This is a genomic window from Streptomyces sp. NPDC033178 (assembly GCF_055577685.1).
Genome location: NZ_JBVIPT010000021.1, coordinates 108,446 through 122,435, shown reverse-complemented (window position 1 = coordinate 122,435; position 13,990 = coordinate 108,446). Strand labels below are relative to the sequence as shown.

The following is a 13,990-nucleotide window of genomic DNA, read 5'->3' as shown; positions in this document are numbered from 1 at the left end:
GATGGCCCGCCGCAGCACGAAGACCCCGCCGCCAGACGACTTCGAGGAGCGCATCCTCGACATCGACGTCGTCGACGAGATGCAGGGCTCCTTCCTCGAGTACGCGTACTCGGTCATCTACTCCCGAGCCCTGCCGGACGCCCGCGACGGCCTCAAGCCGGTGCATCGCCGCATCGTCTACCAGATGAACGAGATGGGCCTGCGTCCCGACCGCGGCTATGTGAAGTGCGCCCGCGTCGTCGGCGAGGTCATGGGTAAGCTCCACCCCCACGGCGACGCGTCGATCTACGACGCCCTGGTCCGCCTGGCCCAGCCCTTCTCCATGCGCCTGCCCCTGGTCGACGGCCACGGCAACTTCGGTTCACTGGGCAACGACGACCCGCCGGCCGCCATGCGGTACACCGAGGCGCGGATGGCCGACGCGACGTCCCTGATGACGGAGTCGATCGACGAGAACACGGTCGACTTCTCCCCGAACTACGACGGCCAGGAGCAGGAGCCGTCGGTCCTCCCGGCGGCCTACCCGAACCTCCTGGTCAACGGCTCGTCGGGCATCGCGGTCGGCATGGCGACGAACATGGCGCCGCACAACCTCGGCGAGGTCATCGCCGCCGCCCGTCACCTGATCCGCCACCCGGGCGCCGATCTCGAGACGCTCATGAAGCACGTCCCGGGCCCCGACCTGCCCACGGGCGGCCGCATCGTGGGCCTCACCGGCATCAGGGACGCGTACGAGACGGGCCGCGGCACCTTCAAGATCCGCGCGACGGTGTCCGTGGAGAACGTGACGGCGCGCCGCAAGGGCATCGTCGTCACCGAGCTGCCGTTCACGGTCGGCCCGGAGAAGGTGATCGCCAAGATCAAGGACCTGGTCGGCTCGAAGAAGCTGCAGGGCATCGCGGACGTCAAGGACCTCACCGACCGTGCGCACGGCCTGCGCCTGGTCATCGAGATCAAGAACGGCTTCGTGCCGGAGGCCGTCCTGGAGCAGCTCTACAAACTGACGCCCATGGAGGAGTCCTTCGGCATCAACAACGTGGCCCTGGTGGACGGCCAGCCGCTCACGCTGGGCCTCAAGGAACTCCTGGAGGTGTACCTCGACCACCGCTTCGAGGTCGTGCGCCGCCGCAGCGAGTTCCGCCGCACCAAGAAGCGCGACCGGCTGCACCTGGTCGAGGGCCTGCTCGTCGCCCTGCTGGACATCGACGAGGTCATCCGTCTCATCCGCTCCAGCGACAACTCCGCCCAGGCCAAGCAGCGCCTGATCGAGCACTTCTCGCTGAGCGAGATCCAGACGCAGTACATCCTGGACACGCCGCTGCGCCGGCTCACCAAGTTCGACCGCATCGAGCTGGAGACCGAGCGCGACCGGCTCAACGGCGAGATCGACGAGCTGACCGGCATCCTGGAGTCGGACTCCGAGCTGCGCAAGCTCGTGTCGTCCGAACTGGCCGCGGTGGCCAAGAAGTTCGGCACCGAGCGGCGTACGGTCCTGCTGGAGTCCGCCGGTTCCGCCGCCACGACCGTGCCGCTCCAGGTGGCCGACGACCCGTGCCGCGTGCTCCTGTCGTCGACGAAGCTCCTTGCGCGTACGGCCAACGGTGACCCCTTCGGGGAGAGCGACGGCAAGCGCGCCAAGCACGACCTGATCCTCTCCGCCGTCCCGGCGACCGCGCAGGGCGAGATCGGCGCGGTCACGTCCGCCGGCCGGCTGCTGCGGATCAACGTCATCGACCTCCCGCAGCTGCCGGACACCACGGCGGCGCCCAACCTCTCGGGGGGCGCGCCGGTCTCGGAGTTCCTGACCCTGGAGGGCGACGAGGACATCGTCTGTCTGACGACGCTCGATGAGTCGTCACCGGGGCTCGCCCTCGGCACGCAGCAGGGTGTCGTCAAGCGCGTGGTGCCCGACTATCCCTCCAACAAGGAGGAGCTGGAGGTCATCACGCTCAAGGACGGTGACCGGATCGTCGGCGCGGCCGAGCTGCGAACCGGCGAGGAGGACCTGGTCTTCATCACCGACGACGCCCAGTTGCTGCGCTACCAGGCCTCCCAGGTCCGCCCGCAGGGCCGGCCCGCGGGCGGTATGACGGGTATCAAGCTCACGGACAACACCAAGGTGATCTCGTTCACAGTGGTGGACCCGGCGGTGGACGCGGTGGTGTTCACTGTGGCCGGCTCGCGTGGCACGCTGGACGACTCGGTCCAGACGACGGCCAAGCTGACGCCCTTCGACCAGTACCCGCGCAAGGGCCGTGCCACGGGTGGCGTGCGCTGCCAGCGGTTCCTGAAGGGCGAGGACTGTCTGAGCCTCGCGTGGGCAGGTCCCGCCCCGGCCCGGGCCGCGCAGAAGGACGGGACGCCCGCGGAGCTGCCCGAGATGGACCCGCGCCGGGACGGCTCGGGCGTCTCACTGGCGAAGACGGTTTCGGTGGTGGCGGGCCCGGTCTAGACGTCGTAGGCACCCGGCACGTCGGCGCCCCCGGCCCGACCGTCCGGGTCCTGCGCCACCTCCGTCTCCCCCTCCCGCTCCTGTACGTAGCGGAGGACGCCCCACATGCTGTGCTCGTCGGCGTGTGGGGCGTCCTCTTTGCACGCCTCCAGCTCCTTGCCGAGGGCGAGGGTGTCGATGCCCGAGCCGATGAGGACGAGCTGGCTGAGGCGCTCGCCCGGGGCCCAGGGCTCCGGGTAGAAGCGCAGGAAACGACCGACGGCGTGCACGGCGTACCGGTTGCGGGGGTCGGCGGCACCGAAGTCGACGTACCCCTTGATCCGGTAGAGACCCTCGGGCCTGCTGTCGAGGAAGTCCATCAACCGCCGGGGGCTGAGGGGCACTTCGGAGGTGATGGCGAGAGACTCGTAGGCGGAGTGCAGGTGGCCGGGATGGCCGTGATGACCGCGGGGGTCGAGATGGTCGTGGGGTCCATGGGGGCCGTGGGGCTGAGGAGATCCATCCTGCCCGCCGTCGCCCTCCTCGTCCCGGTGCAGGTCGTCGAAGGAGAGCTGCCCGATGCGCTCCTCCGTGGGCCTGCGGTCGAAGAGGAACTCGGGGTCGATCCGTCCGTACGAGGCGGACACGACGGCGGCGGCGCGGTCGGTCAGGGACCGGACGAGGGCCATCACACGGTCGGGATCCGTCGCGCGGTCCGCCTTGTTGACGACGACCAGATCGGCGATGGCGAGGTGCCGGTCGATCTCGGGATGCTTCTGGCGGGTCGCGTCGAACTCCGCGGCGTCGACGACCTCCACGAGCCCGCCGTAGACGATGCGCGGGTTCTCGCTGGCCAGGAGCATCTTGACCAGTTCCTGGGGCTCGGCCAGCCCGCTCGCCTCGATGACGATGACGTCGATCCGGGCGGAGGGCTGAGTGAGCCGGTCCAGGAAGACGTCGAGCTCACTGGCGTCCACGGCACAGCACAGACACCCGTTCCCCAGGGAGACGGTGGAGTCCCCGAGCGCCCCCGCCACGGCCATCGCATCGATCTCGATGGCACCGAAATCATTGACGATCGCCCCGATACGACTGCCTCCGCTGCGGTGCAGGAGATGGTTGAGCAGAGTGGTCTTGCCGGACCCCAGAAAGCCGGCGAGGACGATGACCGGGATCTGCTGGGGGCTCGCCTGACTCAACGCGCGACCTCTCTCACACCAATGCGTGCACCGGCTCACGGACCGGCTCTCACGACGGGAAACGAATGCCGACCCAGGATACGAGCCGGTGGAAAGCCCTCGAAGTGAACGATTGTTAGCGGCGCTCGCGGGGCACACGTCTGGCATGGCGCCGAGTTGCGCGACCCGCGCTTCCCTCCGTGCGCCTCCTCTCCGCCTCCCTGCCGATCAGAGCCGCTCGGCACCCTGGGAGACGGCAAGCGCGCCGCCCACCGCTCGCCGGTCCGCCCCCTGGCGACCCACACCGACGACCGGCGGACGGTCGCCTGATTCGGGGGTTGACATGGTCACACAATCTGGGAAGCAAAGGCTGAGCTCCGCGGTCACAGCGGGGCTCGCCTTTGCAGCGGGGGCACTCGCAGCGCTGGCCGCCCAAGAACGCCGGTACGAGGAACTGCGGCTGCGGGTCGCGGAAGTCGAGCGGAGTGACAGGCAGGCCATGCTGACCGAGCAGCAGCGTCTCCAGTTCTACCTGCTGAGCAGGGCGATGGAGGATCCCGATCTTGCCGCTGTCTACAGCAACGTCCAGGTGGACTCCCCCACGCAGCGACGCCAGTACCTCTTCGCCAACGCGCTCTACACCAACGCCCTGCTTGCCTACCGCGTCGGTGTCGTCAACTGGGAGGAGCTGCACGGTCACCTTCGCATGATCTGCCTCAACCCCATTTTTCGAGACTACTGGGAGGCTCACCGACCCCATCGGGCCAGCCTCGAGGACAACTCCGAGGAGGCCAGGGTCGGCCGAATGGTGGACGTCCTGATCCGCGATCTGGACGAGGCGGACACCGAAGAATGGTGGGTCGTCGGTGAACCGCCACTGGAATAAGGCCAGTTGACTCACCATGCGGCCATCTGCCTCACCGTCAACTCCGTGAGCACCCGACATCTCCAGTAGCCAACCGCACCCGTAACGGTATGCAGGCCCTTGTATCCTGGCCCCCCCTCAACGGGGTACTCTGGCCCCGCCCTCAACTCTGCCCTCAACCGTCCAGACGTGAGGCCCGGGGCCTTCACGCCTAGACACGAGGACAGGAATTGAAGATCGTGCGCCGCATCGGTGCGTCCCCACGCGAACGAGGCAGTCTGTCCGGCGACTCATGTCCGGACATTTTTGAACTCAGCGACGGGAACTTCGCAGTCATCGGAACAGAGGCCACCGCGGCGCTCGACCAAGAACTCCCCCCTGACGCAGCACGCGCGGACTATGAACGCATCGTCATCGTCAGCAGAGAGACGCTGGTCCGCGCCAAGGCAGACATCCCTGACGCGTAACGCGACCGCAGGGCTGTCGTATGGACGATCCCGTCAACTGTTGAGGTCCATCCGGTCACCCCGTTGAGGTTCGCCTCCGGGAGACGGTGCCGTTCCAGCCCGCCCCACACAGCCACCACGCCCCGCGCACCACTCCGTCACGACAGGGGCCTACCGAGAAGGTCGGCGCAAACCTCGCCGACCGCTCGATCCGGACTTCCCGAGGTCCGGCATCCGAACGGTGCCGGACCTCGCGCGTACGCGTCGCATACCGTGCCCTACGTCGGATGCGTGACCCTCAGGCCACCGCGGGCACCGCAACCGGCGCCCCCGGCCCCACATACCGTGCCGCCGGGCGGATGATCTTCGGGTCCTCCGCCTGCTCCAGGATGTTGGCGCTCCAGCCGACGACGCGGGCCGCGGCGAAGGTCGGCGTGAACATCTCGCGTGGCAGGCTGCAGAGTTCCATGACGACGCCCGCGTAGAACTCCACGTTCGTGTGGAGTTCCCGGCCGGGCTTGAGCTCCGCGAGGATCGCTTCCACCTGGCGTTCGACCTCGACCGCGAACTCGACCAGGGGGCCGCCGAATTGCTGGGCGATGCCGCGGAGCATGCGCGAGCGCGGGTCCTCGGTGCGGTAGACGGGGTGGCCGAAGCCCATGATGCGGTCGCCGGCGAGGACCCGTTCGCGGATCCAGGCGTCGATACGGTCGGGAGTCCCGATCGCGTCGAGGGTGTCCAGGGCCCGGCTCGGGGCGCCCCCGTGGAGCGGACCGGAGAGGGCTCCCACCGCACCGCCGAGACAGGCCGCCACGTCCGCCCCCGTCGACGTGATCACCCGTGCCGTGAATGTTGATGCATTGAATCCATGGTCAATGGTCGAGATCAAGTACTGCTCGATCGCCCTCGCCCGTTCCGGATCCGGTTCCGAACCCGTCAGCATGTAGAGGTAGTTGGCGGCGTAGGGCAGATCGTCACGCGGCTCGATCGGTTCGAGACCCTGCCCGAGCCGGTGGAGCGCCGCCAGCAACGTCGGCACGGCCGCCGACGCGGCGAGCGCGTCCGCTCGGCGCTGTTCGGCGTCAATGTCGTACACCGGCCGGAACCCCCTCGCCGCACCGAGCAGCGACAACGCGGTGCGCATCCCGGCGAGCGCCCCTGACCTCCCGCTTGCCGCGGCGATCGCGGGCAGTACGGCCCGCACCTCAGCCGGCAGCCGCCGCGGTTCCGCGGTCCGCGCGGCAAAGGCGGAACGCTGCGCCGCGTCCGGCAGTTCACCGTGCACCAGCAGATGCCACACGTCCTCGAAGCCGCGGGTCCGTGCGAGGTCGACGGCCGAGTACTGGCGATAGTGGTAGAACCCCTCAACCCCCCTGACGTCACCCAGCACGGTGTCGGTGACGACGACGCCCGCGAGGCCTCGTGGTACGTCGACAGAAGCGGTCGCGGCCCGGTTGATCGGCATGTTTCCTCCCTGGACTTGATTTGACTGTCCATGCTTGACTTAATCCCTGTCAATATTGATTCAATCAATATTGAACTCCACAGATACGGTGATGCTCATGACGGATCAAGAACCGGCCCTCGCGTACGACGCGCGGCGGATCAGCACCAAGCAAGCCGCCGAACTGCTCGGAGTGAAGCCCGAGACGGTCTACGCGTATGTGAGCCGCGGCCAGCTCAGCAGCCGGCGCAGCACAGAGGGCCGGGGCAGCACCTTCGACACCAAGGAGGTGGAGGCTCTCGCACGTCGCAACAGGCGCGAGCCGGCCGAGAGTTCACCGGCCGCCGGCAAGCTGTCCGTACGCACCCGGATCACCTTGATCGACAAGGACCGGTACTACTTCCGAGGGGTCGACGCGACCGAACTGGCCGCGCGCCACTCCTACGAAGAGGTCGCCGAGTGGCTGTGGACGGGCGTCCTGCGCCCGGGTGCCACGTTCACAGCACCGGAGGCATCCGTCGCCGTCGCCCGCCGTGCCGTCGACGCGCTGCCCGAGCACACGGGCCCGACCGACCGGCTCCGCGTCGCGGCCATCGCCGCGGCGACCACCGACCCGCTGCGCTTCGACCTCTCCGAACAGGCCGTGCTGGGCACGGCCCGCACGCTGATCCCGACGCTCGTCGACGCCCTACCTCCCAAGAGTCACGACCATCGGGGCGGCAGCTCGCTCGCGCACCGCCTGTGGGCCAGGCTCAGCGGCCGCGAAGCCGATGAGGCGTCCCTGCGCGCCCTGGACACCGCACTCGCGCTGCTCGTCGACCACGACCTGGCCGCCTCGACGCTGGCGGTTCGGGTCGCCGCCTCGGCCCGCGCCCACGCGTACGCCGCCGTCTCTGCCGGCCTCGGCGTCCTCGAAGGCCCGTTGCACGGAGCGGCCAGCGGCCTGGCGCACCGGATGCTGCTCGACGTCCTGGACCGGGGCACGGCTGTGCCGGTGGTCGCGGACGAGCTGCGGGCCGGCCGCCGCGTCCCGGGGCTCGGCCACCGCCTCTACCCGGGCGAGGACCCACGCGCGCGTGTGCTGTTCGGCCTCCTGGAGGACGTTCCCGGCACCGCCCCCGCCCTTGCCGCGGCCCGCGACATCGTGGACACCACGGCTCGACACGTACCCCTGCACGCCAACGTCGACCTGGCCCTCGCCGTCCTCACGGCCACGTCCGGCATGCACGCCTCGGCGGGCGAGACGATCTTCGCGGTGGCCCGCACGGCGGGCTGGATCGCCCATGTGCTGGAGGAGTACGACGAGGCCCCGTTGCGCATGCGCCCGAGCGGACACTACGTAGGCGCACGGCCCCCTCAGCCACTTCCGGAGCAGTGACACCACCCGCCCCGGAAGTCACCCCGGTCAAGTCAGGTTAGGCTCACCTCTGTGAGTACGTGCGCGAAGGTCTCACGGGACCTGGAGGAGCCCCTCGCGGGGACCGCCGCCACCGCGAGGACGTGGCTGCTGGTCGAACAGCCCGGCCCCTGGGGCGCCAAAGCGCTGACATCGAGCCACCTGGACCCCTCACTCGGCCGAGCGCTGGAGCAGGCCGCCGAGGGCACCGGCGTACGCATCGCGCTGATCCGGCGCCCGGGCCGCCACGCCGACTGCCACACGGTCGCCGAGCGCCAGGTGTACGCGGCCCACACCACCCCGGGAAACGTATGGCTGCACAAGGCCACCACGTCTGCCCCCGAGCGACTACTCGAACTTGACTTCGCCGAACTGGGCGAGGGCCTGCCCGAGACCTTCGACACGACCCTCGACGGCGCCCCGCACACCGGCGACCCGCTCGCGCTCGTGTGCACGAACGGCAAGCGCGACCGCTGCTGCGCCCTTCTGGGCCGCCCCCTCGCCGCCGAACTCGCCGCCTCCGGAGTGGACGGCATATGGGAGGTCACGCACCTGGGGGGCCACCGCTTCTCTCCCACCCTCCTCGTACTGCCGTTCGGATACGCGTACGGGCGAGCCGAGGCTCATGCCGTCAAGGAGATCCTCCAGGGCGTACGGGAGGGCCGTGTCGTGACCGAGGGGTGCCGCGGGAGCTCTGCCTGGGAGCGTCCCGCCCAGGCCGCCGAACTGGCTGTGCGCACGGCGGCCCACGAGGACGTCGCGGACGCGCTGAGCGTTGTCCGTACGGAGGGGTCGGCGCCCCGCTGGGAGGTGACGGTCGCCCACACCGACGGCCGCCACTGGCTCGTCACGGTCGCCCAGGGCGCGGCCCTGCCGCCCCGCCCCGAAAGCTGCGGCTCGGCTCTCGGCTCTCCGGCCCGGATGGACGTGATAGCGGTGCGCGAGCTGTCCCGTACGGCTGTCGCGCGCCCCGCGGCCCACTGACCGCCCCTCCCAAACGAGATCCACACCACACCCCCTACGGCACCGCGCGCCCCTCCCCGTACCGTCGTAGGCATGAGCCCCACTCCCCCTCGACGACTCCGCCTGGGCATGCCGAAGCGGATGTTCTCGCAGGTGCTGCTGATGCAGGTGGCGATCGCCGCCGGAGTCGCCGTCCTCGCGACCGGTCTGTTCCTCGCCCCGCTGAGCGAACAGCTGGACGACCAGGCGATGCGCCGCGCTCTCGCGATCGCGCAGACCACGGCGGCGCAGCCGAGGCTCGCCGAGGAGCTGAAGTCCACACCGGCCTCGGCCGACGGACCCGTACAGGCCGAGGCGGAGCGGATCCGCAAGGCCAGCGGAGCCGAGTACGTCGTCGTGATGAACGTCCACGGCACCCGCTGGTCGCACACGAACCCCGCCGAGATCGGCGGACACGTCTCGACCGATCCCAGGTCCGCCCTGTCCGGCCGGGAGGTCATGGAGATCGACAGCGGCACCCTGGGCCGCTCGGCACGCGGCAAGGTTCCGTTGCGCGACACCGACGGCCAGATCGTCGGCGCGGTCTCGGTCGGCATCGAGTACGACAGCGTGCGCGCCCGCCTCATCCACGCGATCCCCGGGCTCTTCGCGTACGCCGGAGGAGCCCTGGCCGTCGGCGCGCTGGCCGCCTACCTGATCTCACGACGGGTGCAACGGCAGACCCGTGACCTGGCCTTCTCGGACATCGCCGGGCTCCTGGCGGAGCGCGAGGCGATGCTGCACGGCATCAGGGAGGGCGTCGTCGCGCTGGACCGCGAGGGCAGGATCCGGCTCCTCAACGACGAGGCCCGGCGCCTGCTCGGGATCGGCGACGAGGCTGTCGGACAGCCTCTCGACACCGCGCTCGGAGAGGGTCGTACGACCGATGTGCTGGCCGGGACCGTCACCGGAACCGACCTGCTCACCGTCCGCGGTCAGCGTGTGCTGGTCGCCAACCGCATGCCCACCGACGACGGCGGTGCTGTAGCCACCCTGCGTGACCGCACCGAACTGGAGCAGCTGGGCCGCGAACTCGACTCCACCCGCGGCCTGATCGACGCCCTGCGCGCCCAGGACCACGAGCACGCCAACCGCATGCACACGCTGCTCGGGCTGCTGGACCTGGAGATGTACGACGACGCCGTGGAGTTCATCGGCGAGGTGGTCGGCGACCACCGGGCGACCGCCGAACAGGTCACGGAGAAGATCCATGACCCGTTGCTCGCCGCCCTCCTGGTGGGCAAGGCCACCGTCGCCACGGAGCGCGGAGTGGCCCTGTGGATCTCGGACACGACGCTGTTCCCGGACCGCTTGATCGACCCGAGGGGGCTGGTCACGATCGTCGGGAACCTCGTCGACAACGCGCTCGACGCCGCCGCGGGCACTCTCCACGCGCGCGTGGAGGTCGAACTGCGCGCGGAAGGGCGTACGGCCGTCCTCAGGGTGCGTGACACAGGCCCTGGAATTCCTGCCGAACAGCGTGAGTTGATCTTCACGGACGGGTGGTCCACCAAGAAGCCCCCGGCCCACCGAAAGCGCGGGATCGGCCTCTCCCTGGTGCGCAGGCTCGCCGAGCGTCAAGGTGGCAGCGCCCGCGTCTCGGAGGCGGACGGCGGAGGCGCCGAGTTCACCATCGTGCTGCCGGAGGCACTGGCGGAGCCGGGACTCGCACCGGAGCCCACGCCCGGCCCCGTACTGAAGAGTGCCGCCACGACCGTCAACGAGGAGTCGCGATGATCGAGGTACTGGTCGTGGACGACGACATCCGGGTCGCCCGGGTCAACGCCGCCTACGTGGAGAAGGTCGCGGGCTTCCATGTCGCGGGCGAGGCACATTCCGCGGCGGAGGCGCTGCGGCAGCTGGAGGCGCTGCCCCGGCTGGACCTGGTACTCCTCGACCACTATCTGCCGGACGAGACGGGCCTCGCGGTCGTCCAGGAGATGCGCAGACGCGGCCATCAGGCCGACGTGATCATGGTGACCGCGGCCCGTGACGTCTCCACGGTCCAGGCGGCGATGCGACAGGGCGCACTCCAGTACCTGGTGAAACCGTTCGCCTTCGCCGGCCTGCGCGCCAAGCTGGAGGCGTACGCGGACCTGCGCCGCACCCTCGACGGCGGCGGCGAGGCCGAACAGGCCGAGGTCGACCGGATCTTCGGTGCCCTGTCCGCGGGCTCGGAGCCGGGTCTGCCCAAAGGGCACTCCCCCACCACGGCGGAGGCCGTGCGCCGGGCGCTGGTGACCGCGGAAGGCCCTCTGTCGGCCCAGGAGATCGCCGACCGGACCGGACTCAGCCGCCAGACCGCCCAGCGCTATCTGAAGCTCCTGGAGCGCACGGGACGGGCCACGCTGACCCTGAAATACGGTGACGCGGGCCGCCCGGAGCACCGTTACGTCTGGGCGACCCGCGCCTGAGGACACGGCCGCGGTACGGGGAAGCGACCGCACCCGCCTGTGTACGGCTGTCAGGGGAGTTCAGCCGTACACAGGAGCTCAGCCTGCGGTCGGGGAAGACCGCTGGTCGGGGGGTTCAGTCCACGCTGGTCGGGGGTCAGTCCTCGACCTTGTCCACGAACTCCGTGGTGTACGTCCTGCTGAGGTCCACGTCGGCGTTCTTGATGTCGGGGTTGAACTCCTTGAGGACCTTCTCGACGGTCTTGGGACCGTCCTCGGGCATCACACCGTCCTGGGTGAACATCGGCATGGTGCTCTGGATCGCGCTGGCGTAGAGCGTCCGGCTGCCCTTCGAGTAGCCGTCCGGCATCTCGTCGGCGATCTCACTGGCGCTGTGCCCGGCCATCCACTTGAGGGTCTTCACGAAGGCGTTGGCCAGCTTCTGGACCGTCTCCTTGTTGTCGTTCACCCATTCCGTCTGCATGTAGAGGCTGGACGACGGGTACGCCCCGCCGAGCGCCTCGTCGGAACCCTCCGGGGTGCGCATGTCGAGGAGCACCTTGCCGCTGTTCTCCGCCAAAATCGTGGCGACGGTCGGGTCGGTCGTCATGCCGCCGTCGATGGAGCCCTTCTTGAGCGCGGAGATGAAGCTCTCTCCCGCGCCGACCGGGACGGTCTTGAACTCGCTGACGGACACACCGTTCTTGACGGCGAGATACTTGGTGAGGAAGTCGGTCGAGGAGCCGAGGCCGGTGACGCCGAGCCTCTTGCCCTTGAAGTCCTCCGGTGAGCTGATCTCGGTCGCCGCCTTGTCGGAGACGATCTGGACCTCACCGGGCGCGTGCGAGAACTGCACCACCGACTGGACTTCCTCGCCCTTGACCTGCAGATCGAGGGTGTGGTCGTAGAAGCCGACGGCTCCTTGCACCTGCCCGGAGACGAGCGCGGTCTCGGCCTCCACACCGGCATGCTCGCCCAGCAGCTCCACGTCGAGGCCCTCGTCGTCGAAGTAGCCGAGCCGCTCGGTGAGCATCGCAGGCAGGTAGATGACCTTGTCCAGGCCGCCGACCATGATTTTGACCTTCTCTCCCTTGCCGCCCGCCTCGTCGGCGGCGGCGGCCGATCCGGCCACGTCGTTGGCGCAGGCGGTGAGCGAGGAGAGGACAAGCAGGCCGGCGGCTGCCAGCGACCCGTGTCTGAGGGTCTTGGGCATGTTCGTTCACGTCCTTGTGAAGAAGGCGGTGCGGGAAAACGGGTGCCTCGGAGCGGCCGGTGACGGGGGAACCGGCCGCTCCGCCGAGAGACCGGCGCCGAAGGAAAACCGGTGTCCTGGAGAGGGCTGTCTGCGAAATGCGCCTCCTGGGGAGGCGCTCGACAAAACGGGGACCTAGGAGGGGCATTCGGGCCTGCGCGTGCTCTGAGAAGGGAGTTCGACTCTCGGTCTACAACGGCGTCCACCGGGAGATACGGCGCTCAGCGAACGTGGGGAGCCTCTCCTGGAGCGTCACCCGGCGGCCGCTCGTTGCCAGGGACCACGTGTCGTCTGCCAGGGGCAGCCGGCAGGGGGCGGCGACAACGGCCCGGCTTCCGTGGGCGGTCCGCGCGGGGGAGACCGAACGGGTCGTCCTGGCGGCCTCAGCGGTCTCGGGGGCTTTTGCAGCGGCTGGTGCGGTGAGCGTCCAGGGGACGACCAAGTCGCGCGTGACCTCCCGCAGGTCGAGTGGTTCGTCCCGCACCACGGCTTCGCACTCCATAAGTTCTTCGAGACCGCTGACGAGGGTCGGTGTGGTCGACCTGCCTCGGCCTGTGGGGGCCGCTACGGCCGTGAACCCGCAGCGTCCCACGGTCGGATCGAGTCCGATGGCGGCCGTGTGCAGTTCCCCCGGCGGGGTTGTGAAGACCTTGCGCACGCCTCGCAGTGCGACGGCGGGGCCAGTGTCTGCGCTCATGCCCCGCGACCGTAGCCGTGGCCTGCGCCACGGCATCAGTCTTGTGTGCGCAAGGCGTTCTTCTGATTACAGAAGGGTGTTGTGCTCTTTCTGCTCACTCCACAACACTGGGGCCGACAGCACGGGCTCACCGCTCGCCCGGCTCGGGGGGAGAGGCCCGATGATTGACGTCCTGGTCGTGGACGACGACTTCCGTGTCGCCGAAATCAACGCCAAGTTCGTGGGGAAGGTTCCCGGCTTCCGGGTGGCCGCCCGTGCGCACAGCGCCGCCCAGGCCCTGGACGCGGCGGGCCGGGAGCCCGTCGACCTGATCCTGCTCGACCACTATCTTCCCGACCGGACAGGCCTCGAACTCGTCCAGCAGATGCGGGAACTGGGCATGGGCGCGGACGTCATCATGATCACCGCCGCCGGCGACGTGGAAACCGTACGGGCCGCGATGCGTCTGGGCGCTCTGCACTACCTGGTCAAGCCGTTCACGTTCGCAGCGCTGCGAACGCGGCTCGAGTCGTACGCCGCACTGCGCCGCACCGTCGACAGAGTCAGCGACCAGGGCGTGGCAGGGCAGGAACAGGTCGACCGTATGTTCGGCGCCCTTCGTACGACGCCCGCCCCGTCCTCGCCGGGTCTGCCCACCGGTCACTCGGAGCCGACCACGGACCTGATCTGCACCGTCCTCCACCAGGCCGATCACCCCCTCTCGGCCCACGAGGTCGCCACCGAAACGGGCCTCAGTCGCTCCACCGCCCAGCGCTACCTCCGCCACCTGGAACAGGCGGGCCGTCTCCGGCTCTCACTCAAGTACGGGGACACAGGGCGCCCGGAACACCGCTACGCGTGGGTTGCGCCTTGAGCCGGTGAGCCCTGCCGGACCGCAGCTGAAGGC

At 69.4% G+C, this 13,990-nt stretch carries 12 protein-coding genes; 8 read left to right on the top strand and 4 right to left on the bottom strand.

Annotation, left to right across the window (positions count from 1 at the left end; all coding sequences use genetic code 11):
• The first annotated feature begins 1 nt into the window (after nt 1).
• Entirely contained in the window at nt 2–2,452 is a 2,451-nt protein-coding gene (locus ACZ5VQ_RS40030) for a DNA gyrase/topoisomerase IV subunit A (RefSeq protein ID WP_469109304.1), read from the top strand.
• Here ACZ5VQ_RS40030 and ACZ5VQ_RS40025 read toward each other — a convergent pair.
• Complete coding sequence (locus ACZ5VQ_RS40025; RefSeq protein ID WP_469109303.1) at nt 2,449–3,630, bottom strand: CobW family GTP-binding protein; 1,182 nt, start codon at nt 3,628–3,630, stop codon at nt 2,449–2,451. The genes ACZ5VQ_RS40030 and ACZ5VQ_RS40025 overlap by 4 nt on opposite strands.
• Before the next feature lie 322 nt (nt 3,631–3,952).
• Here ACZ5VQ_RS40025 and ACZ5VQ_RS40020 point away from each other — a divergent pair, with 322 nt between their 5' ends.
• The gene (locus tag ACZ5VQ_RS40020) at nt 3,953–4,495 is read left to right on the top strand and encodes a DUF6082 family protein (RefSeq protein WP_361995455.1); all 543 of its coding nucleotides are present in this window, start codon (nt 3,953–3,955) and stop codon (nt 4,493–4,495) included.
• A 209-nt stretch (nt 4,496–4,704) separates the two neighbouring features.
• The gene (locus tag ACZ5VQ_RS40015) at nt 4,705–4,941 is read left to right on the top strand and encodes a hypothetical protein (protein ID WP_143638156.1); all 237 of its coding nucleotides are present in this window, start codon (nt 4,705–4,707) and stop codon (nt 4,939–4,941) included.
• A gap of 277 nt (nt 4,942–5,218) precedes the next feature.
• Here the strand turns inward: ACZ5VQ_RS40015 and ACZ5VQ_RS40010 are convergent, their stop codons facing one another.
• Nucleotides 5,219–6,385 carry a citrate synthase gene (locus ACZ5VQ_RS40010; protein WP_469109302.1) on the bottom strand — a complete coding sequence of 389 codons (1,167 nt, stop codon included), beginning with the start codon at nt 6,383–6,385 and terminating at the stop codon, nt 5,219–5,221.
• 97 nt (nt 6,386–6,482) lie between these two features.
• On the opposite strand from ACZ5VQ_RS40010, the gene ACZ5VQ_RS40005 reads away from it, so the two are divergent.
• The 4 genes from ACZ5VQ_RS40005 (at nt 6,483) to ACZ5VQ_RS39990 (ending at nt 11,176) form a co-directional block, all read left to right on the top strand.
• Nucleotides 6,483–7,742, top strand: a complete 1,260-nt coding sequence (locus ACZ5VQ_RS40005; RefSeq protein WP_469109301.1) for a citrate synthase — start codon at nt 6,483–6,485, stop codon at nt 7,740–7,742.
• A 51-nt stretch (nt 7,743–7,793) separates the two neighbouring features.
• A complete protein-coding gene (locus ACZ5VQ_RS40000; protein WP_469109300.1) occupies nt 7,794–8,744 on the top strand; it encodes a sucrase ferredoxin in 951 nt (316 codons plus the stop codon).
• A gap of 72 nt (nt 8,745–8,816) precedes the next feature.
• Nucleotides 8,817–10,499, top strand: coding sequence for a sensor histidine kinase (locus ACZ5VQ_RS39995; RefSeq protein WP_469109299.1), 1,683 nt, complete (start codon nt 8,817–8,819; stop codon nt 10,497–10,499).
• Entirely contained in the window at nt 10,496–11,176 is a 681-nt protein-coding gene (locus ACZ5VQ_RS39990; RefSeq protein ID WP_200395468.1) for a response regulator, read from the top strand. The genes ACZ5VQ_RS39995 and ACZ5VQ_RS39990 overlap by 4 nt, the downstream gene beginning before the upstream one ends.
• A 136-nt stretch (nt 11,177–11,312) precedes the next feature.
• Here the strand turns inward: ACZ5VQ_RS39990 and ACZ5VQ_RS39985 are convergent, their stop codons facing one another.
• Nucleotides 11,313–12,368: an ABC transporter substrate-binding protein gene (locus tag ACZ5VQ_RS39985; RefSeq protein WP_469109298.1), complete on the bottom strand. Its 1,056-nt coding sequence runs from the start codon at nt 12,366–12,368 to the stop codon at nt 11,313–11,315.
• Nucleotides 12,369–12,597: 229 nt separating this feature from the next.
• Nucleotides 12,598–13,104 (bottom strand): hypothetical protein, encoded by a 507-nt coding sequence (locus ACZ5VQ_RS39980; RefSeq protein WP_469109297.1) that lies wholly within the window; start codon nt 13,102–13,104, stop codon nt 12,598–12,600.
• 160 nt (nt 13,105–13,264) lie between these two features.
• Between ACZ5VQ_RS39980 and ACZ5VQ_RS39975 the strand changes: the two genes are divergently transcribed.
• Nucleotides 13,265–13,957, top strand: a complete 693-nt coding sequence (locus ACZ5VQ_RS39975; RefSeq protein WP_362079389.1) for a response regulator — start codon at nt 13,265–13,267, stop codon at nt 13,955–13,957.
• Nucleotides 13,958–13,990: the final 33 nt, after the last annotated feature.

What these genes read in the sequence shown, in the direction of transcription:
- ACZ5VQ_RS39985 (WP_469109298.1), bottom strand. Translation starts at nt 12,368, where the DNA reads ATGCCCAAGACCCTCAGACACGGGTCGCTGGCAGCCGCCGGCCTGCTT.
- ACZ5VQ_RS39995 (WP_469109299.1), top strand. Translation starts at nt 8,817, where the DNA reads ATGAGCCCCACTCCCCCTCGACGACTCCGCCTGGGCATGCCGAAGCGG.
- ACZ5VQ_RS40030 (WP_469109304.1), top strand. Translation starts at nt 2, where the DNA reads ATGGCCCGCCGCAGCACGAAGACCCCGCCGCCAGACGACTTCGAGGAG.
- ACZ5VQ_RS39990 (WP_200395468.1), top strand. Translation starts at nt 10,496, where the DNA reads ATGATCGAGGTACTGGTCGTGGACGACGACATCCGGGTCGCCCGGGTC.
- ACZ5VQ_RS40005 (WP_469109301.1), top strand. Translation starts at nt 6,483, where the DNA reads ATGACGGATCAAGAACCGGCCCTCGCGTACGACGCGCGGCGGATCAGC.
- ACZ5VQ_RS40020 (WP_361995455.1), top strand. Translation starts at nt 3,953, where the DNA reads ATGGTCACACAATCTGGGAAGCAAAGGCTGAGCTCCGCGGTCACAGCG.
- ACZ5VQ_RS40010 (WP_469109302.1), bottom strand. Translation starts at nt 6,385, where the DNA reads ATGCCGATCAACCGGGCCGCGACCGCTTCTGTCGACGTACCACGAGGC.
- ACZ5VQ_RS39980 (WP_469109297.1), bottom strand. Translation starts at nt 13,104, where the DNA reads ATGAGCGCAGACACTGGCCCCGCCGTCGCACTGCGAGGCGTGCGCAAG.
- ACZ5VQ_RS39975 (WP_362079389.1), top strand. Translation starts at nt 13,265, where the DNA reads ATGATTGACGTCCTGGTCGTGGACGACGACTTCCGTGTCGCCGAAATC.